The 19,217-nt window shown below is 56.1% G+C and carries 20 protein-coding genes; 11 read left to right on the top strand and 9 right to left on the bottom strand.

Annotated elements, in window-relative coordinates; translation table 11 throughout:
* Nucleotides 1-324 precede the first annotated feature (324 nt).
* Both AC5SSZ_RS12195 and AC5SSZ_RS12190 read left to right on the top strand, forming a co-directional pair.
* Nucleotides 325-1,395 (top strand): HD domain-containing phosphohydrolase, encoded by a 1,071-nt coding sequence (locus tag AC5SSZ_RS12195; RefSeq protein ID WP_274831199.1) that lies wholly within the window; start codon nucleotides 325-327, stop codon nucleotides 1,393-1,395.
* 2 nt (nucleotides 1,396-1,397) lie between these two features.
* Entirely contained in the window at nucleotides 1,398-1,730 is a 333-nt protein-coding gene (locus AC5SSZ_RS12190; RefSeq protein WP_495438305.1) for an Hpt domain-containing protein, read from the top strand.
* Between the two features lie 12 nt (nucleotides 1,731-1,742).
* On the opposite strand, the gene tnpC is transcribed toward AC5SSZ_RS12190, so the two are convergent.
* From tnpC to tnpA, 3 genes are read right to left on the bottom strand one after another with little or no spacing between them, the layout of a single operon-like run.
* Complete coding sequence (tnpC, locus tag AC5SSZ_RS12185) at nucleotides 1,743-3,263, bottom strand: IS66 family transposase (protein WP_495437913.1); 1,521 nt, start codon at nucleotides 3,261-3,263, stop codon at nucleotides 1,743-1,745.
* Between the two features lie 53 nt (nucleotides 3,264-3,316).
* Entirely contained in the window at nucleotides 3,317-3,673 is a 357-nt protein-coding gene (gene tnpB / locus AC5SSZ_RS12180; protein WP_495437911.1) for an IS66 family insertion sequence element accessory protein TnpB, read from the bottom strand.
* Complete coding sequence (gene tnpA / locus AC5SSZ_RS12175; protein WP_027234191.1) at nucleotides 3,670-4,077, bottom strand: IS66-like element accessory protein TnpA; 408 nt, start codon at nucleotides 4,075-4,077, stop codon at nucleotides 3,670-3,672. Before tnpA ends, tnpB begins: the two co-directional genes overlap by 4 nt.
* 439 nt (nucleotides 4,078-4,516) lie before the next feature.
* Between tnpA and AC5SSZ_RS12170 the strand changes: the two genes are divergently transcribed.
* From AC5SSZ_RS12170 to AC5SSZ_RS12145, 6 genes are all read left to right on the top strand, one after another.
* Complete coding sequence (locus tag AC5SSZ_RS12170; protein WP_274830402.1) at nucleotides 4,517-4,870, top strand: response regulator; 354 nt, start codon at nucleotides 4,517-4,519, stop codon at nucleotides 4,868-4,870.
* A 161-nt stretch (nucleotides 4,871-5,031) separates the two neighbouring features.
* Entirely contained in the window at nucleotides 5,032-5,562 is a 531-nt protein-coding gene (locus tag AC5SSZ_RS12165) for a response regulator (RefSeq protein WP_274830403.1), read from the top strand.
* Nucleotides 5,559-6,419, top strand: coding sequence for a phosphate/phosphite/phosphonate ABC transporter substrate-binding protein (locus tag AC5SSZ_RS12160; protein ID WP_274830404.1), 861 nt, complete (start codon nucleotides 5,559-5,561; stop codon nucleotides 6,417-6,419). Before AC5SSZ_RS12165 ends, AC5SSZ_RS12160 begins: the two co-directional genes overlap by 4 nt.
* On the top strand, nucleotides 6,404-8,383 hold the full coding sequence (locus AC5SSZ_RS12155; RefSeq protein WP_274830405.1) for an ATP-binding protein: 1,980 nt from the start codon (nucleotides 6,404-6,406) through the stop codon (nucleotides 8,381-8,383). The genes AC5SSZ_RS12160 and AC5SSZ_RS12155 overlap by 16 nt, the downstream gene beginning before the upstream one ends.
* Nucleotides 8,384-8,652: 269 nt before the next feature.
* Nucleotides 8,653-9,297, top strand: a complete 645-nt coding sequence (trhA, locus tag AC5SSZ_RS12150; RefSeq protein WP_274844707.1) for a PAQR family membrane homeostasis protein TrhA — start codon at nucleotides 8,653-8,655, stop codon at nucleotides 9,295-9,297.
* 436 nt (nucleotides 9,298-9,733) lie between these two features.
* Entirely contained in the window at nucleotides 9,734-10,945 is a 1,212-nt protein-coding gene (locus AC5SSZ_RS12145) for a calcium-binding protein (protein WP_274830407.1), read from the top strand.
* Nucleotides 10,946-11,418: 473 nt separating this feature from the next.
* Here the strand turns inward: AC5SSZ_RS12145 and AC5SSZ_RS12140 are convergent, their stop codons facing one another.
* From AC5SSZ_RS12140 to AC5SSZ_RS12120, 5 genes are all read right to left on the bottom strand, one after another.
* Complete coding sequence (locus tag AC5SSZ_RS12140; RefSeq protein WP_274830408.1) at nucleotides 11,419-12,249, bottom strand: class I SAM-dependent methyltransferase; 831 nt, start codon at nucleotides 12,247-12,249, stop codon at nucleotides 11,419-11,421.
* A 376-nt stretch (nucleotides 12,250-12,625) separates the two neighbouring features.
* Entirely contained in the window at nucleotides 12,626-13,351 is a 726-nt protein-coding gene (locus AC5SSZ_RS12135) for a response regulator transcription factor (RefSeq protein WP_495438304.1), read from the bottom strand.
* Between the two features lie 106 nt (nucleotides 13,352-13,457).
* Nucleotides 13,458-13,730, bottom strand: coding sequence for a CtrA inhibitor SciP (gene sciP, locus AC5SSZ_RS12130; RefSeq protein ID WP_274830410.1), 273 nt, complete (start codon nucleotides 13,728-13,730; stop codon nucleotides 13,458-13,460).
* 736 nt (nucleotides 13,731-14,466) lie between these two features.
* Nucleotides 14,467-15,678: an NnrS family protein gene (locus AC5SSZ_RS12125; protein ID WP_274830411.1), complete on the bottom strand. Its 1,212-nt coding sequence runs from the start codon at nucleotides 15,676-15,678 to the stop codon at nucleotides 14,467-14,469.
* Nucleotides 15,679-15,755: 77 nt separating this feature from the next.
* Nucleotides 15,756-16,184, bottom strand: coding sequence for a pseudoazurin (locus tag AC5SSZ_RS12120; protein WP_274830412.1), 429 nt, complete (start codon nucleotides 16,182-16,184; stop codon nucleotides 15,756-15,758).
* A 99-nt stretch (nucleotides 16,185-16,283) separates the two neighbouring features.
* Here AC5SSZ_RS12120 and AC5SSZ_RS12115 point away from each other — a divergent pair, with 99 nt between their 5' ends.
* Nucleotides 16,284-16,979: a Crp/Fnr family transcriptional regulator gene (locus tag AC5SSZ_RS12115; protein WP_274830413.1), complete on the top strand. Its 696-nt coding sequence runs from the start codon at nucleotides 16,284-16,286 to the stop codon at nucleotides 16,977-16,979.
* Between the two features lie 26 nt (nucleotides 16,980-17,005).
* On the opposite strand, the gene AC5SSZ_RS12110 is transcribed toward AC5SSZ_RS12115, so the two are convergent.
* Nucleotides 17,006-17,218, bottom strand: a complete 213-nt coding sequence (locus AC5SSZ_RS12110) for a DUF1858 domain-containing protein (protein ID WP_274830414.1) — start codon at nucleotides 17,216-17,218, stop codon at nucleotides 17,006-17,008.
* A gap of 125 nt (nucleotides 17,219-17,343) precedes the next feature.
* Between AC5SSZ_RS12110 and AC5SSZ_RS12105 the strand changes: the two genes are divergently transcribed.
* Nucleotides 17,344-17,796 (top strand): c-type cytochrome, encoded by a 453-nt coding sequence (locus AC5SSZ_RS12105; RefSeq protein ID WP_274833916.1) that lies wholly within the window; start codon nucleotides 17,344-17,346, stop codon nucleotides 17,794-17,796.
* A gap of 77 nt (nucleotides 17,797-17,873) precedes the next feature.
* A complete protein-coding gene (locus AC5SSZ_RS12100) occupies nucleotides 17,874-19,217 on the top strand; it encodes a cbb3-type cytochrome c oxidase subunit I (protein WP_274830416.1) in 1,344 nt (447 codons plus the stop codon).

The following is a 19,217-nucleotide window of genomic DNA, read 5'->3' as shown; positions in this document are numbered from 1 at the left end:
CAACCGGTCATGCACTAACAATCAAACCGGACCACTCAGGTGGGGCTGATCAGGAAGACTCCATTATTTCAAGCATATGGGCAACAATTTTCCCAGGACATATGCAGAACGAAAAGTGACCATGGGAAACGTCCTCTAAAACAAGTTCGCCTACTCCCCCTCCCCCCTTCCTCACAACGCACCCGCAAGGTCAGCAATGGGATGGAACGCGGGCGTTTCGAAAGGCGCAAGGATTTGTGCACCGAGTGTTAACCCCATGAGAGTATTTGTAGGGTAGCCATCGATCAACGCAGTTGCGGTTTGTATAGTTTCCCGGGGGCCTTCTTGCTAATTGGTGTTGTTGATGATCAACGGATCACGATTGATCTAGTATCAGCCATCCTAAGAAATGATGGATGGGAAGATATCGAAGCCTTTAGCGATCCGAAAGCAGCTCTCAAGGAATTCTACGAAAAACAGTTTGATCTGCTGCTAGTGGACCTCCAAATGCCCGGAATAAGTGGGTTGGAGCTAATGTCTGAGCTTCGGTCTCTTGATGAGTACACGCATGTGCCAATAGTAATTCTGACCTCGGATGAAGAGCGGAAAACTCGCCTGTCAGCAATAAGACTTGGAGCCACCGACTTTATAAACAAACCATTTGACCCTGAAGAGTTGAAGGTCCGTGTCCGAAACCTGACTGAGTTGCGGAAGGCACGCATAGAGATTGAAGAACGGGCGGCAAATCTGAGCCGTGAGGTAAACAAAGCAACGGCAATGATCGCCCGGCGAGAAGAGGAACTAATTTGGCGCCTGTCGCGTGCGATAGAGTATCGCGACGGAGGCACGGGGGAACATGTCTCAAGAGTAGCGCGGAACTCCAAAATTATTGCGGAGCACTTGGGCGCTGACAAGGAGTTCTGCCGCACGCTGTATCTAGCGGCACCGCTGCATGACATAGGCAAGATAGGTATACCTGATGCCATCTTGAGCAAACCTGGTACGCTCACCGATCACGAGCGGGCAGTTATCAAGCAACATACAACGATTGGGGCTGACATACTTGATGGAGGCGAGAGTAACCTCATTAAGATGGCATTCGAAATTGCATTGACCCATCACGAGAAATGGGATGGAAGTGGGTATGGAAGCGGACTAGCCGGTGATGATATCCCCCTGGCTGGACGAATTGTGGCATTGGCTGACGTAGTGGATGCATTGCTAACCAAGCGCTCTTACAAAGAGCCATGGTCATTCGAAGAAGTCCGTTCCTTCGTCCACGAACAATCAGGAAAGCACTTTGATCCTGATTGCGTCTTTGCTTTTGAGGCTGCAAAGAACAGAATTAAAGCCGTGTACCTGGAGCAACACTCAGATGTTTCGATAAGAGTTGACAGCGATCAAGTGAGGGCCTGACTTTGAAAGGCAAGAAGATCGATGAACTCCAGTTCAGTTGCATGGTTGCAGCTGTCGGTGTGGATGAAATCCAGCGCCTTCTGGACAAGTATGACCAAGATGCAAAGACTATGGTCACTCAGTTGCGAGAAGGAATTTTGAGCGGAGACATGGCTACTTGCAACCGGTTGATCCACGCGCTGAAAGGTGTTTCTTCAAATTTTGGCTTCAGTTCTGTGAACTATAGTTTGGATCAGCTTAGAAAGATCACTTCCAGGGTTGATGCCGACATATCCAGTCTCGAGTTTGAAATTGAGGGAAGCATCAGGAAAGCTGAGGGTATCCGTCCGGCGTGACCGCCGTTGACATCAAGTTGGCTGCCAATTCCAGGGCGCAAGTTCGTCGATGCGGTTGATCTTGTGATCGGCGATGTGGGTTAGCACCCAAGTCAGCCAGGCTTCCGGATCGACGCGGTTCATGCGGGCTGTCTCGATGAGAGTGTAGGCAATCGCCGCGGCCTTGCCGCCGCCTTCGGACCCCATGAACAGATAATTCTTCCGCCCGAGAGTCAGCGGCCTGATTGACCGCTCGCAGATGTTGTTGTCCAATTCCAACTGGCCGTTTTCCAGATAGGCCCGTGCCTTGGGCATGCGGCTGAGCGCATACCGGATGGTCTCAGCCAGTTTGGTTTTCCCCGAGATTTTCGGCAGTTGGCTCTTTAGCCAGGCCTCCAGGTCGTCGAAGATGGGCTTGGCCCTGGTCTGTCGCAGGGCGACACGTTCTTCGGGCGGCTTGTACCGTGCATCTTTTTCGACGGCATAGAGCCTGGAGATCCGTTTGATGGTTTCCTTCGCGATGGTGGAGCCGTTTCGTTCAAAGACATCCACGAACTTGCGCCGCACATGCACCATGCAGGCTTGTTCGCTGGCCAAACCCTCGCCGAACAACCCGTTGAAGCCGGTGAACCCGTCGGCATGTACGGTGCCCTTGTACGCCGCGAGATGTGCGGCGGGATGTTTGCCTTTGCGATCCACGCTGAACTGGTACCACGCGCAGGGCGGGGCCTGGCCGCACCAAGGCCGCTCGTCCCGGACATAACTCCACATCCGCGCGGTCTGGGCTTTGCCCGTCTTGCCCCCGGTCTGCATCTTGACGGGGGTATCATCGGCGAAGAGCGCGGGCCCGGCCGCTACCAGCTTGCCGATGTGGTCGGCCAGAGGTGCCAAGAGTGCCGTCGATCGCCCAACCCAATCAGTCAGCGTCGACCGGTGAAGATTTACCTTCTCGCGGGCGTAAATTTCGGACTGCCGGTAGAGCGGCAGATGATCACAATACTTGCCGACCAACACATGCGCCAACAGACCGGGGCCAGCGCGCCCGCGCTCGATCGGGCGGCTCGGCAGCGGCGCTTGCACGAATGTCTCGCAGCATTTGCAGGCCATGCGCGGGCGCACGATTTCGCGGACCACGAACCGCCCCGGAATGTATTCCAGCTCTTGCGTCACATCCTCGCCAAGGGCCCGCAAGGGTCCGCCGCAGTCGGAACAGGTCTCGCCCGGGGATAGGACCTCGGACTGCCGCTCCAGGTGGTCGGGCAGCGGGGCACGGCTGTGCTTGCGCTTTCCCGCATCGACCTTCCCACCGCCCTGACTGGGTTCCTCCTGCTGGGCCGCAGCGGCTGTGGCGATCTCGGCGTCCTCGTGAAGGTCGAATGCCAGTTGATCCAAGCTTTCCGACTTGGCTCCGAACCGCGCCTTGCGATGACCGGCCAGCTGGTGTTCGAGCTGCTCAATCTTCAATGCCTGGGACTTGGCCAGATCGCGCAGCTGCGCCGCGAGGGCGCGGAGCTCATCGGGATCGGAAGGAAGGGATTGAGGCGTCTCCAGCATTGCTGGATTTATACCGGTTAGCCGCGCGCAAGTGAAGGTTATGATGTTGGATTCTATGGAAAGTTTCCAGTGGTAAGAGGGCGCCACGTCTTCTGCGGCATGCGCCAGTCAATGCCTTCCAGAAGCATCGACAATTGCGATGGGCTGAGACTAACCTTGCCGTCCTTGGCGGCAGGCCAGACGAAGCGCCCGCGCTCTAGGCGTTTCGAGAACAGGCATGCGCCTTGCGCGTCCCACCATATGATTTTCAACAGATCGCCCCGGCGACCGCGGAACACAAACAGGTGGCCGGAATACGGGTCCTCCTCAAGCGTCTTCTCGGCCTGCGCCGCAAGCGTATTGAACCCCCGTCGCATATCCGTGACCCCGGCAGCCAGCCAGACCCGCGTATTGCTCGGAACCGGGATCATGCCATCAGGCCCTTCACCAGCCCGAGAACCGCCGACAATGCCGTTGGCCCTTCCACCACGACCCGTCGCCCGTCCGAGAGCGTTATATCGACCCGCTGCGCGAGAACACGGGCATCTGTCGAACGCGATGTCCCGGCAAGGTCAGCTCGCGGGTCAGGCTCGGTGGCAAATTCGGTGATTTCAACCGGCAGGAAGAGATCGCCATCCCCGGGATCGCTGGAGATTTCGTGGTCGGCCGACGCGAAACGCGGATCCCTCAGCCATGTGAAGAGCAGGTTCGAATTCATCGCATAGCGACGTGCAACCTGCGCCACGGAAACGCCAGGCGCGCGCGCCTGCCCACAGATCCTGCGTTTCTCCTCGTCAGACCAGAACCGCTTCTTCTGCCCTTTCTTTCCCGCCATGGAGTGCCTCAAGATGTCCATTACCGATCATGGACATTATCGGTAGCAGACCGACACCGTCAGAGCAGTTTCAACGGACGCATACAGCTGAGGAAATAGTCTTTTCCTTCAAGTGACTTGAGCAACGACCATCAGTCTTCAGGGTGCCGAATGATTGCAAGACTGTCGGGGAGTTCCAGAACTATACGGCCAGCCCTCAGTCGTACTTCCACGGCCAGAATTAGCTTTTTGACGACTTAGACAAGATCAGTACTCCTGTCCCAATAGCCGGTTAGGTTCAGAAAAGGACAGATGCCCGTACCCCCGAACTCATAACGCCATGTTTCCAAGAACTGGAATTCGTTCTCCTAGTCGTTTTTGCGCTGCGCCTCTCCCAAAGATCTGACTGTCTTGGTACGCCACATGTTAGCGTTTGATGTGATAGGTGCGGAGCAGCGTTATGACACATGTACTCATTGTCGATGATGAACCCCTTCTACGGGAGGAACTCGAAGAAGCCCTAGAGCTTGAAGATTTGGATGTATCGGTCTCGGATTCGGTGCCGAATGCCCTCGCACAATGCGCTGAGACGGACTTTGACGCAGTTGTTACCGATCTCAAGATGCCCGATGTCGGTGGCCTAGAGTTTCTGCACCAGCTCAAGGAGATGGGTTTCAAGGGTGCCATGTTTGTAGTCAGCGGACATGGCGCGGAATCTTCGCGCGAAGAGGCCATGTCTTTGGGCGCTGTGGCATGTTTCGCTAAACCTATCGATCCCGACGATCTAATCGAGGCCATTACGGGCGCGGTTTAGAGCTCCCCTTGGCATCGGGCGTTATGCATTTGCGCAGAGCCTCCTATCCATTGGAATATGTCATCTAAATTCATAAGGATAGAAGAAGAAAAATTACATTGTGTGCGATTGCATACTTAACTCACAGTGAGCCGAACGCTTACACTCGGATGGAGTTAAAGATGACTTTCGGTACACAGAACGAAGCCACACCGACCCTGACTGTTCTAGTTGTGGACGATGACAGGGATGCGCTTGAAGAACTGCAGGACATTGTCGACCTCGAAGGTTGGAGCGCCATCATTGCGGACAGTGTCGATATGGCCCTCGAAGTGCTGGAATGGTACCCGCACATTTCTGTTGTTGTGACGGATGTTCACTTTGTTGACCCGTCGGGCGATACGTCGAACGGGTTCCAGTTAATGTCGCGAGCAAAGGCCCGTTTCCCGGAACGCGAGCTGAGTTTCGTGGTCCTGAGTGGCGATCCTTCGGCACAGAAGTCCACTCAGCAGACCGGAGCAATCGACTTTCTGTCCAAGCCGCTCGATCCCGATCAACTGATTTCTGCCGTGCGGATCGGCGCGGAAAAAGCCGGAACCGCGGCAGCGCCGCCCGCTTGGGCGGAAACGGGTGAAGACCTGCTTAAGAAAGTGCAGCGCATAACAAAGGAAGTGCACGCAGCCAACGTTCACACCAGCGGAGGCACGGCATGAAAACTCTTGGAGCGTTGATCACAGCCCTTTGCATAGTTCTTTCTTCCCCGGGCCAAGCAGATGATACCCCAAGCGGCAAGGAAATCACCTTTGGCATTGTGCCCCAGCAATCCGCCAGTCGCCTCGCACGTATGTGGAGCCCGTTTCTGGATGCGTTGAGCCGTCAGACGGGCACGACATTCCGTTTTCGCACGACAAAAGACATACCCACCTTTGAAGCCTGCTTGGCTGCAGGTGCATTTGACTTTGCTTACATGAACCCAATGCACTACGCGATCTTCTCAAACGAAGCGGCCTATCGTGCGATCGCCCATCAGGAGGGCAAGCGGCTAAAGGGCGTGATGGTCGCACGCGTAGATTCTGAATTCACCGAAATTACCAGTCTGGATGGTCAGAAAATCGCCTTTCCGTCGCCCGGCGCTTTTGGGGCGAGCATTCTCAACCGCGCCTCCTTACGGCGGGTCAACGTGACTTACACCCCCACTTACGTCAAATCTCATGACAGCGTTTATCGGGCCGTCGCCGCCGGACTAATGGCCGCAGGCGGAGGCGTGACACGCACCTGGAATGCTCTAGATCCGGAGGTTCGCACTCAGTTGCGGATCATACACGAAACCGACGGCTTCACCCCCCACGCTATTGCTGCCCATGGGAGTGTTGAGCCAGTGCTGGCGCAAAAGATTCAAGCAGCGCTCGTGAACATGGCGTCCACGCACCCGGATCTGGTGCTGGGTGTCGGCATGAAGGGATTTGTTTCTGCAAAAGATTCCGATTGGGATGATGTGCGGTCTCTTGGCATGGACAGAGAAAAGACGGGAATTAAACATGTGGGAGAGATCGCATGTCCTTCCGGCTGAAAACGGTCCTTGGGATTGCTCTCATCGAGCTCACGGTTATGGCCGTACTGATTGGGATCAACCAATTCGCACTTGGAGGATCTGCCGCGACACAGCTTTACCAGCGGGCGGAAGCAACTGCCCGTGTCTTTGCCAATACGGTTGCAGATGCGGTAATCGCAACGGACTTGGCGACGCTGGACGCCACCATAGACATGGCGGTGTCCAGCGAAGATTTGACCTACCTGCGCGTCAGAAACCCTTCGGGGATGGTGCTGTCCCAGGGCGGCGTTGAAGCTGCTCTTGCAGCCCCTTTCGTGAGGGACGCCAGTTTTGACGATGCCCGAAAAGATCATGTGATCGACATCGATTTGCCGATCGAAGTGGAGGGCACTGAATTCGGCACCATTGAACTTGGCCTGTCGACCCGGACGGTAGAACAGGAACTGGCGCAAGCCCTCTATTCGAACATCTTGATCGCCGTAATCGGTATGTCGCTGGTGGCAGTCTTCGGCTTTTGCCTCGGGACCATCTTGACACAACAACTGCGGTGGCTGCGGCAGGGTGCTCTCAACATTGCCCGCGGCAATCTGGCAAGCCAGATTAAGGTCAAGGGCCGGGATGAGTTGGCGGACACGGCCAAGTGCTTCAACTACATGGCGCAGACCCTGGCCCGTGATCGCGGCATTCTGCAGGATCAGCAGGATGAGCTTTTGGCAAAACGCGCCCGGGTCGAGGTGCTTGTCGGCTGCCTGCGTGACATTTCCCAGCGACGCCACACAATGGAGGTTCCAGACACCGAACGCCCGGATGAAATAGGCGATATGGCCCGTGCCACGGTAGTTTTCCAGAATGCAATGAAAGCGGTCGAATTGGCCCGGCAGGAACAACAGCGGCTCATCTCGGCCTTCGACCAAGTCGAGGAACAGGTCGCAATTTTTGGCGAAGACGGTCGGGTTCTATTCCTGAATGCGGCCTTCCGATCCTTCAACACGGAACTCCTAGAACTCCTGCCCGACAAATTCACATTGCGCAGTTTTCTGGAAACCGGCCTGAAGCAGGCGGCCTTTATTGGCATCAAAGACCCTGAAACCTGGGTAGAGGAGCAGCTTCGTCGTAGCCATGGACTCCCGCATGAGATCCGCCGTGAACCCGACCGCATTCTTTTGACCGTACAATCCTATGTGGACGGAATCGGGACCGTGCTTTCGGCCAAGGACATCACCGATTTGCGACATTCGGAACATCAATTGATCCACGCCTCCAAACTGGCCACCCTAGGTGAAATGGCCACCGGCGTCGCACATGAACTTAACCAGCCCCTTGGTGTCATCCGCATGGCTTCCACTAATTGCGTCAAACGCATCGACAAGGACAAAGCAGATCTTGAATATCTGCGAAGCAAGCTAATCCGCATAGGTGAGCAGACAGAAAGGGCCTCGCAAATCATCAACCACATGCGGATCTTCGGCCGAAAGGCTGAGGGAGTGAACAGCCCCTTCGATCTACGCGACAGCCTGCAAGAGATCTCAGCTCTGGCACGCACTCAGCTGCACACCCTAGATATTTCCCTGACGCTGGACCTACCCGAAACACCAGCGATTGTCCTTGGGGAAAAGGTCATATTTGAGCAGGTTCTTCTAAATTTGATCAGCAACGCGCGCGATGCCATCGAAGCTAGCGAGGCAAGAAAGGGAAAAATCTCCATAACAAGTGTTTTTGCCGCGGATGAGGGCCACGTGATAGAAGTCCGCGACACAGGCGGTGGGATACCAGAAGGGATATTGGACAAGCTGTTTGACCCCTTCTTTACCACTAAAGGCCCTGGTAAAGGCACTGGCCTTGGGCTTTCTATCAGCTTTGGCACGATCCGAGACATGTCCGGCACGATCTCGGCAAGCAGCGAGGAGGATGGCGCTTGTTTCCGACTTGTTTTGCCTGATGCAGGTCCAGGGCTACAAACCTTGGGTCAACCTGCAGCCTGAGATCCGCTCAGCCCCCTAGTTAGGAAAGTGCAAGGAGACGACCTTTACAAACTCAGCCGTTTGACACAACCCGCCGCAGCTTTTGCTGCGATGCCGCCCGCGAGAGCTGACTTTCACCGCAAGTGCAGTGTGGCTATCCGATCAACTGGAGGCAGCGCGGGCAAAGCAGTCAAATTCATACATTGAGGCAACACCAACTGACGCCCCGGAAGCATGGACACTCTGTAGGCCCGGATGTAGCGTCAGCAATCCATTTTTCCGGGACCGACGTGACAAAAACGACATATCCAACCCCTAACCAAACACACCGACGAGCCGACGCTGTCATGCATGGTATCGCACTGGCGTTGATCCTGACGGCGGGCGGTTTTCTGATTTCCAAATCAATCAGTGGCCTCGAGCCCAAATTAGTTCTTGCCGTCGTAATTTACTTGCTTTGTTCGTTGGCATCTAATCTGGCGTCCGCCGCCTATCACTTTTCCACTTGGCATCACCGGCGCAAACTATTGCGACGCATTGATCACGCTGCAATCTATCCCAGCATTTCTGGCGCTTTCACACCCTTTTTCGTGCTGGCAAGCACCACGTGGACGATGACCCTGCTGTGGATCTGCTGGGGCCTGACTGTCGTGGCTGTCTGGAACAAAATCACAAACGACACAGTCAAGTCGCAATGGTCAACAGCGTCCTACCTCGGACTGGGCGCACTTGGATTGAGCGCCTTGCCTGACCTCACAAATGTGCCCATTGCGACACTGTGGTGTATCGTGGCCGGGGCCGTCGCTTACGTCGTTGGAACGGCATTCTACGCCCAAAAAGCGCTGCCTTTCCGGTATGCGGTTTGGCATACGTGGGTAAATATCGGCGGAGCGTTGATGTTTGCGGGCATATGGATGGCCTTGCCCGCACAATGACGGACCTAGCAAGGGCAACAACGAACCACTTCGCACACGAGACGTAGAATGCTCCGGTCACAACGAGCAGATACTAGGCTCGACGCTGGCATGCAGCATTGCAAAGATAGGTACGCGGCCATGATGCGTCGGGTGGACCACCAGATAACGGCAGTCAGCCCATAGCGGTCATTGCAGTGAGCCGAGCGACGCATGGGAAGCCAAACAGGTGCGAGATCTCAGTCCTCATGCTTGAAGTTGCACAGGCACAACAAAGAAGCTCGGCGCTGCCGAGGCCGCGGTTCATGTTCACCGTCAACTCGGTGTCTATGGACGTTTGAGCCTTCCTACAGGCAAAAAGCGTTTGGCTAGACAACTCAATGCCCGTATCTTCGAATTGCGACGAATTCTTTTTCTGAGTGTTTACGGTAACCTAGTTTGACAGGATTTTATACGCATGACAGTTGAGGTCACGCTTCAGGACCTGAATGGCCTGATTGAATACACATTTGCCGATGTAGATCTGAAATTCTTTGCCGGTGGCGGCGCCAGGTTTGATTTTGGTTTATCAGACACAAACTACCTGACTGGACAGGCCGAAACCACTCCGGCAACATTTCTGCCCGAGGGGGTCTTTCGCCTAACATATTACAGTGATGCCACGGGATCGGTCACAGCTGATTTCATTGGCGACTGGCCTGACCCTCTGACCTTGTCGCAAGCCGACGAAAACGTCGCCTGGGTCGAGAGCACAGCGAATATCGAGATCGAAGAAGTGACGGTCATTGTGCCGCACGCCTATCGCATAACCATCGATTTCAACGGCGAGGGACCGACGGTAAAAGATTTTGTCGAGAACTGGACCGAGCAGGATCTCACTGCCCTGAACCCTTTGGTGAATGGTGAGTTCGCAATCGAAGACGGCTGGTCCGGCACCAGCGGGCGCGACCGTTATAACGGCACGTCTCAGGCTGATATCATCGAAGGTCTGGGTGGCCGGGATATTCTGAAAGGCGGGCGCGGGAACGACGAAATTCTTGGTGGCAGTGGCAATGACAGGCTGTTCGGTCAAGCTGGCAAGGACACGTTGGAAGGAGGGGCTGGTAAGGATAAGCTATCTGGAGGCGGCGGCCGTGACGTGCTGAGCGGTGATGACGGGAATGACCGGCTGATTGGTGGTGGCGGCAACGACAGGCTTCAGGGCGGCGGCGACAGGGATGTCTTGTCCGGCGGCCGTGGATCGGATGTCTTGCAAGGCGGTGAGGGCAACGACCGCTTGATTGGCGGGAGTGGCAATGACACGCTCTCTGGAAGCTTTGGCAATGACACACTGATAGACGGGCGTGGGGATGACTTCCTGCAGGGCGGCGGCGGCGCTGACTTGTTCATTTTCGAGAAGAACGTAGCGGGTGGCACCGATCTCATCACTATGCAGCGTTTCGGCGGCGATATCCTACGCCTGCAGGGATTTGGTGTCGATGTTGACACCTCAACGGCAAGCGCCGAGGAAATAGAAGCTGCAATGGCCACGCAAGGCATTCATGTCACCCGGGATTCCAGTAGTGGCAATTTCGAAATCGGCTTTGGCACAACCGGTGATGCCATCACCATCAGTTTCGACCAAACTGTGTTGCAGGGGCAGATCTGGGATTATTTCGAGTTCGTTTAAATCCACCAACTGGACACTCCAGATGTCCGGGTAGATCGGCCCCTAGGCAGAACACGGCCTGCGCTTTTCCCCGCAAGGGCTTTGGGCGCGCTTCTGATTGTTCTGAGCGCTCAGTATTTGCCGCCAGGTCCAATAAGTGCAATATATGTCCGCTCTCAGCCCGGAGCCGCCGTTCGTGCTCTTGGCTCAGGATGTCTGGTCTCAGCCCGAAGCGGGCGTGCTTGCTATGTGTGGGAGAACTTCCCATTCTGGCGCTAAGGGCGGAAACCGGAAGTTCGCTGCGCTGATCACGAACGGCAGAGATGCGCAGATAGCGACCTCTGCAAAGTCGCGGGATTTGGCAGCTGAGCGGCGATCCCATGCTGCATGAGCAATGGAAAGCGCAGACCTTCGCCGCAAGTACAGTCTGCAAATACCATTGGACGGAAGGCAAGCGGACAAAGCGAGCCCCGAACCAACCATTCAGCCCCCACCTATTTGGGTTTAAAGCATATGATCTGGACGGGGTGGGTTCTGCGCTCGGCGATGTTTCGCGCTGCATTTCGCACGATCTGCGGCGCTTGTCCTCCCAGCAAGATATGCACTCCAAAAATAGGAGCTTTGCCCTTTTCTGCAGTTTCAATGGCTTGGTGATAGCCTTGTAAGTATTTGTCGCCGGTATCAGTAACCTCTATGTCGGTGAAACCGGCTTTCACCAGCGCTGCAACGGTATCGGCAGGGCGCATCAGGTAAGCTCCGCTTCCGTCTGCTGACCAAGGCACCGGATGGTGGGGCTCACCAACCTCTCCAAGCCCGTGCTCGGTAAGCGCAAAAAAAGCACCAGGCTTCAGCACCCGGTAGGCTTCAGCAAAAAATACTTCCCTGTCGGGTACGTTCATTGTGACATGCTGAGTGTAGCCACCGTCAAATGCCTGATCATTAAAAGGTAGTTTCTGTCCATCACCGTGTTGGCATTTCACCGCTTCATCCATACCAACGAGCGCGCTCAGTTTGTTTGCGGCATCCACAAAAGAAGCCGTTATGTCCACGCCGTCGACATTGCAGTTGAACCGCTTTGATAGGTACCTCGCTGGCCCCCCGAGCCCCGAACCGATGTCGAGGAGCGTATCACCCTTTTTGATTGGCAGCGCATCAGCAAGTTCGACGGTTGCCGGAAAACCTCTTGCATGGAAGTGATCCACTGGTGCGAGTTGTTCGACTGTTAGTGAGTGCGGGTCGATGCCCGCCAACTTCATCGTATCCAGAAGTTTGGAAAATACATCTCCCTTGCCCCAGTGATCTGAAATGCTCTGTGCGTCAGTCATTCTGTCTCTCCCCTGGTACTGGAGAGAAGTTTAGCACATTTTTTGTGCCACTGTATCTGGGGTCAATGAGACAGCTTCGGGCTCTCACCGGACCTGCGGCGCTGCGGCAAGGGACGCGTAGCGATACGGCACCTAGTCCCCGCCATCAGATGACGCTAGCAGCCCGAAGCGGCCATTCGAATGAGGTGCCGTGCTCCGGATACTGAATGTTTGGGGCTTTCCAGCCAGCGGGAGTGAAGTGGTCTTTCATTCTCAATTTTTTAGACCGTAGCCACAAAAGATGCTCTGTGGAGCCGCAATTGGGTGTCTATAGTATAATATTTGATGCCGATTGTCGCCAGAAAGGAAGTTCTTGACCAGGTTCTGGGAGGCAAGGTCAGGCGCGCAGCATCCCGCTATCAGCGTCATCACCGAGACTGATAGTGTTAACTTCGAGGACAAACCCCTGACCCCAAACGGTCACAAGTCGGAGGGTTCCATTGAACGTCCTCGCGAGCTTTTTACGCAGCCTGTGCGCGTAGGCATCAATGATATCCTCCTGCGGGGTGTTCTTTTCCGCATACATCCGGGTCAGGAGCATCTGGCGAGTCACAATGTTTCCCACGTGTCGGATCAAAAGCTCCAGAAACAGATATTCTGTCCGACTTAGAACCATCTTACGCCCATCGGAAATTACGCTGCCGGCCTCGGGATCCAAAGAAATGCCTCCTGCCTTAATCTTGGGGCCTATTGGAGCGCGCACTCGCCTGCCTAAGGCACGAATCCGAGCAGGTAATTCCCTGAGAACAAATGGCTTGGACAGAAAGTCATCGGCGCCAAGTTTGAAGCTTTGCACCTTGGTATCAAGATAGTCATCACCCGACAAAACGAGGACGAGAGTATCGTTTTCGGAAGATCTTACGTAGCGCAACATTTCGAGACCCGTCATGCCCGGCAAACCGAGATCCAGCACAATCAGATCGAAGAGCTCTTGGCTTAGCAAGGAGAGGCCCTGTTCAGCGGATGATACCGCTCGCACTCCAAAAGACTCGCATTTCAACAAGTTCGAAAGGAACTGCCGCGTGGGAGTATCATCTTCGATAACCAGGATTTTCATGGCCATTCCACAATCTCACCATACCGCCAGCCGCTGAGGGACAATCGATTAAAACAACTTGGCTCTGGAGTTTATCCGGCCACTAGAAATGCAAATGGCGGCTAGTGAATGCTCAGCGGTACACCCACAATCGGGTCGCTTTCAGCGCGTCAGTGCCATGCGTCTGAGCTGCGGATATCCAACTTCGAAGCTCTTGATCGCTTAGTTGGTAACAGCGCTTGGCCTCTTCCTGCGGAAGCAACCCGTACAGCACCCCCTGTACGACGGCCTCCTTACGGGAAGCGGTCCAGCGTTTGGTGCTTTGCGGAGGCAGGTCTTCCCGTGTCATGACAGTACCGTCCTCAAGCGTAACGGTTCGAGGCGGCGAAACCTTCTGGTGGAGCATGTGAACCTCTTACAGATTACATGTTTACTATAGGGTATATCACGAAGGAGTTGAAATCGCAGCGAAAACAATAGGCGGATTAATGCCCTTTGCTATAATTTCTTCACCGGACCGCGCTATGGCGGAGCACGGACAGCGCCAACCCGATCCAATGGCATCTGCTGCCACTTACGAACAAGAAACAGGCAGCCAGGATTGGACATAGACATAGCAGCGAGTGTTAGTTTCTGCCGGTGCGAAACCTTCTGGCCTCTCACCGGTCGCTTCGATCCGTCAGGCACAGAAGTCTTGGCTTAGCAGCGTCAGGATGCCGACATTGAGCAGCCTTATGCGAGCCACTCAGGCCGCAAGTAATGTAGGCTTTGCCGATACTTGAGCGACTTTCACGATAAACTGTAAGCGGAATGTTCTTGGGTTCAAGCTAGGCAAAGTGCAGTCACATTTGGGACGTCGAGCGAGCGGCAGCCGTGCGCAGATATGCAAAGACCTTCTCCTGCATGGCCAGGTTGCCTTGGCTGATTTCAGTCGGCAGCTTAGTCCAGCGTTCCTAGCCTCCTACGTGTCCTCGCTTTCCCAGGCGCAGCGAATGGCTGGTCTGGTCGCCTAACCCGTCGCTAGGCGCGCAATGTTTCTTGTTGCATAAAGGGCATCTCAGTCTGCAGTCATCCGGCGACCGACCGGACGACCATAAAGATAGCGTACCGGTCGCCGAAACGCCGCAAGTCGGCTTCGAGCCTTAAGCAGGGCCAGATACAAAGCTTACGTTTGACACTGGTTTCCTTCTGATTTTTGGCCTCGTCATCCAGCGCCCCGTACGCCACAGGAAAATGCCAAAGCCAACAGTCCAAAACATGGTTGAGAGATCAATTCCATCCAAGTTTTCGATCCTGAATTCCTGCCCGGAAACGCGGGCAAGCATGGCGGCGCAGATCATTGCAAATGCCAGACTTAGCGCGCTCCCGGCGACCAACGGGCGGCCTGTATGCCCCATGGTGGCCCGCATCATCACCGCCAGGGTCATACCTGCAACTGCCCCGATGCCGAACACATGGGCAGTGACGGCAAGCTCTGCGATCCCCAGAGAACCCGCTGCAATCGATGCAAAGCCGAGCGGCACCATCAGGTAGGAGATGTGCAGCATCAGCAACAAGGGGGACCGCCAAGTGTTCTGCCCCCGCCACCGCACAAGGCGGCAGAGGTGCAGAATGGCCGCAGCGCCACCTGTGAACACGCTCACCAGATCGAAGGGAGCCACTGCCCAGCTGAGCAAGGCGGCCAGACCGGCGATAATGCAGATCCCGTCAAACCTGTTGAACGCGACCGGGAGCCGCGTCGCGCCCCGCTGTGCCAGCCAGTTGCGGGTGAAACTCGGCACGATCCGCCCGCCGATCAGAATGATCAGGAAAATCAGGAGTGCAATGCCAAGCCGCCGACCGGTGTCAGCAACACCATCTGTCAGCGCTTCGATGTGAAACAGGACATTCGCGCCCCAGAGCAGAGATACGGGGACAAGCACCTTCAGGTTCTTCCAGTTGCGGCCCGCCACGATTTCGCGGGCAATCATAGCGGCAACGACAAACAGGAACATCTGGTCGATGCCCAGAATCCAGGGCGCAGCAAAAGGCAAAAGGCCCGCGACGGCCACTCGCCCAGCCAGCCACAGCATCAGCAGCAACGCCAGTGGCCAGCCCCGCGTTGGCATTCTTCCGGTCCAGTTGGGAACCGCGGTGAACAGAAAGCCGGCGACCACGGCGGCACCGTATCCGAAAACCATCTCGTGGATATGCCAGTCTGCCGGAACAAAATATCCGCCAAGGTTCACATACCCGCGCCAGACCAGCCACCAGAGCGGGATTACCCCGCAGGCGAAGATGCTGGAAAAAAGAAAGAAAGGGCGAAAGCCATAGCTGAACAGCGGTGGCCCCTGAAAATCATTCCGCGGTTTCATTGATCATACCCCTTTGAAAGCAATCGGGCGGCACCTCCGGCACCGCCCGTTTCGGTCAGTTGACACGGGCATTTCGGTCATTCGACCTGAGCGATGAGATCGGCCATCCGGGCCTTTGCCTTGCCTTTCTGTTTCACGACCTTCGCGCCATCCAGGTTCACCGCATCCCCGACCTGGATCAGGGCGACCATGCCCATGGCGTAATGCGGCGTGCATTTGATCCCATAGACGCCTTCCGCCTCGACGGTCAGATCAAACTCCTTGTTGAACTTGCTCTTGAAGCCCTCGACGCCCTCGGGAAGCATGCCGTTGATGGCCTCCACGTTGTGGCCCTTGTCGGTGGGAATGAACCTCACCACGTCGCCCGGCGCAGCCTTCACAAAGGCAGGTTCGAAGACCATCGCACCAACATCGCCCTTGTTTAGCATTCTAACCTCGAAGGTCTCCGCACCAGCAGCTCCGGCGGCAAGGGCAACACAGGCGGTCAGCATCAGTTTCTTCAGCATCGGAACATCCTTTCATTTGTCCGGTTGCGTTCTCTGCCCCTGATATGCGTTATGGGGAGACGCCAAACGTTGCTCTGAAACAAACTCCGGACACAAAACGTGCCCAAGCTCGATGAAAGCCTGCTGACCGATCTGCCGCCGTTCTCGCTTCTGGAGAGGGGACAGATCCGCGAAATCCTGACACATGCGGTTTCGCGTCGGTATGAAGAGGGGAGCGAGATTTTCCGGGAGGGGCATGAGGCCGAGCGGTTCTATCTTCTTCTTGATGGTTACCTGCGCGTTGTGCGGACGACGCCCGGTGGCGACCAGATTATCGTGCTGCATATTTCGCCGGGACAGCTCTTTGGCATCGCCCCTGCGCTCCAGCGGGATACCTACCCGGCGACAGCCATCGCAGCAGCCGAATCCATTGCGCTGTCCTGGCCAACCAGCGTGTGGGAGGATTTCACATCGCGGTTTCCGGGCTTCGCGAGTGAAAGCTACAAGACCCTCGGGCAGCGCCTGGGCCAGATCCAGGAAACACTCACCGAGATGGCGACCCAGGCGGTGGAAAAACGCGTCGCCTGTGCTCTTTTGCGGATGGTCAATCAGACTGGCCGCAAGACCGCGGATGGGATCGAGATCGCCTTTCCCGTGACCCGCCAGAACATTTCCGAAATGACCGGCACCACCTTGCATACAGTAAGTCGCCTGCTATCCGCTTGGCAAAAGGACGGTGTCGTTCGCTCAACCCGCAAGCATATCGTTGTCACGGACCCGCACCGGCTTGTCCTCCTGAGCGGCATGGAAGGCTGAAACCGAACAGGCTGTGCTCTGCCGGATCAAACTTTCGGTATCAGTGCAGCCAATTCCGCCCTGAACGCATCCTCGTCCAGATCATATTCAAGGCAGGCATCCGTCAGCGCATGGAAAGGCGCAATCGGACAGCCAGGGCAAAGCATGCGCCGGTCAAAGAATACGGCCGCCATCTGTGGCCAAGCTGCAAACAGCTCGGACAGCGCCAGATCGGGGTCATCGAAATCAGGCTTGCGCATGGCGGGTCCTTTCATACCGACATGCTGCGCGCATCTTTCGGCTCGTTCTTTGCGATTCCGCAATAAGCGACCACGCCACCCCCCATAGACGTCAGGTATCCGCAACAATTTGTCGGGACCGCGACATGTCAGAAATACTTACCAAATCGCGGGCCAGGAACGTGTTCTACGGGGGATCCATTTTCTTCGTCGTCGTGTTCGTGGCCCTGACGGCGCATAGCCACCGTTATATCGTAAACGAGGCCACGGCCGGAATGCCCCTGACCGACGAGGTCAGGCTGGGCAAACATGTGTGGGAGCGCAACTCCTGCATCAACTGCCACACCCTGCATGGCGAGGGCGCCTATTTCGCCCCCGAGGTCGGCAACGTGATGACCCGCTGGGGCGCGCAGGACGATCCGGAACTTGCCTATGAGATCCTCGACGGTTGGATGAAATCCCAGCCCTCGGGCATCGAGGGGCGTCGTCAGATGCCGCATTTCGAGCTCACCGAAGAGGAAATGCGCGGGCTCGCCGAATTCCTCCGCTGGGCTGATCAGACCGATACCCAGAACTGGCCGCCGAACGACGCGGGCTGATCGAGGGACAGGAGACAAGCGCAACCCGAAAAGTGGGAATCGGTTTTCGGATCACGTTGCGCGTCAGGAGAACAACCATGAAATATCAATCTCAAAAGGTAGCTTACGCCTACTTCCTTGTGGCCATGGCGCTTTTCGGCATTCAGGTGCTGGGCGGGCTGCTGGCCGGCTGGATCTACGTGTCACCGAACACGCTATCCGAGATCCTGCCTTTCAACGTTATCCGCATGATCCATACCAATGCGTTGATCGTCTGGCTGTTGCTCGGCTTCTTTGGCGCGGCCTATTACCTGGTGCCCGAGGAAAGCGAACGCGAAATATTCTCGGTCAAGCTGGCCTATATCCAGCTCGCCATTCTCGTGGTCGGCACCCTTGGCGCCGTCGGCTCTTACCTTGGCGGCATTCACGGCGGGCGCGAATTCCTTGAACAACCGCTCTGGGTCAAGTTCGGCATTCTCGTCGCCGCGGTGATCTTTCTCGTCAATGTCTCGCTGACCTTCCTTGCGGGGCGCAAGACGGCGATCACCAATATCCTGATGATGGGGCTGTGGCTGCTTTGCCTGCTGTGGGTTTTCGCCTTCATAAATCCCGACAACCTCAGCCTTGATAAAATGTACTGGTGGATGGTCGTGCATCTGTGGGTCGAGGCGACCTGGGAACTTGTCATGGCCGCGATCCTCGGCTTCCTGATGCTCAAACTGACGGGCGTTGACCGCGAGGTAATCGAGAAGTGGCTCTATATCATCGTCGCGACGGCGCTGTTCTCGGGCATCCTCGGCACCGGCCACCACTTCCTCTGGATCGGCACCCCGGGCTACTGGCAGTGGATCGGCTCCATCTTCTCGACCTTCGAGGTGGTTCCCTTCTTCGCCATGATGTCCTTTGCCTTTGTCATGGTCTGGAAAGGGCGCAAGAACCACCCGAACAAGGCCGCGCTGCTGTGGTCGCTCGGATCTTCCACCGTCGCCTTCTTTGGTGCGGGCGTCTGGGGCTTCCTGCACACGCTGCACGGGGTGAACTTCTACACCCATGGCACGCAGATCACCGCCGCCCACGGGCACCTGGCCTTCTATGGTGCCTATGTTGCACTGAACCTCGCGATGTTCAGCTATGCCATGCCGCTGCTGCGGAACCGCGCGCCCTATAATCAGGTGCTCAATATGGCGAGCTTCTGGCTGATGACCGGCGGGATGGCATTCATGACCTTCACGCTGACCTTTGCCGGGACGATCCAGACACACATGCAGCGCATCGTGGGCGACTATTACATGGATGTGCAGGACCAGCTGGGTCTCTTCTACCTGATGCGCTTTGGCTCGGGCATCGCGGTGGTCCTTGGCGCCATCCTCTTCATCTACTCCATGCTCGTGGTGCGCCGCGAGGTGGTCAAACCCGGCCCTGTGGCCGTTCCGGGAGAGTGA

The sequence above is a fragment of the Phaeobacter sp. CC-HEC084 genome (assembly GCF_059429255.1).
This window is presented reverse-complemented; position numbering and strand designations above follow the sequence as displayed.